2 pseudogenes are annotated in these 438 nt (G+C 64.6%); both read left to right on the forward strand.

Annotated elements, in window-relative coordinates:
* Positions 1-189 (forward strand): annotated as a pseudogene (locus DBR18_RS24970) (ABC transporter substrate-binding protein); the annotation flags it as partial.
* Positions 176-438, forward strand: a pseudogene (locus DBR18_RS29920) (peptide ABC transporter permease); the annotation flags it as partial. The pseudogenes DBR18_RS24970 and DBR18_RS29920, both read left to right, overlap by 14 nt.

Below are 438 nucleotides of genomic sequence, written 5' to 3' on the forward strand. Positions count from 1 at the left end.
GGTTACTACTGGATTCCCAACTATTACCCACCGGGGATTTCCACGGTGTGGTGGAACCGTTTCGGCCGTCCGGCGACGGCGCCGCTGTACGATGCCGGATTGGATACCTGGTGGGAAATCAGCCCGACCGCGCTGACCGCCACGCAGATGCAGCAACAGCAGAAGGAGTATGCGCATGTGGGGTTATAGCCTGCGGCGTCTGCTGCTGATCGTGCCGACTTTGCTCGCCATTCTGCTGGTCAATTTCGTCATCGTGCAGGCCGCGCCGGGTGGCCCGGTGGAGCAGGCGATCGCGCGCTTGCAGGGCATCGGCGTCGGTGCGGCGGTGGGCGGCGGTCATGTCGAAACCATTGGCGGAGAGTCCCGCGCCACCCGAGGACTGGACCCGAAACTGGTGGCGGACATCGAGCGTCAGTACGGCTTCGACAAGCCCGCCGG

The sequence above is a fragment of the Pseudomonas sp. HMWF021 genome, assembly GCF_003061005.1.
GTDB lineage: Bacteria > Pseudomonadota > Gammaproteobacteria > Pseudomonadales > Pseudomonadaceae > Aquipseudomonas.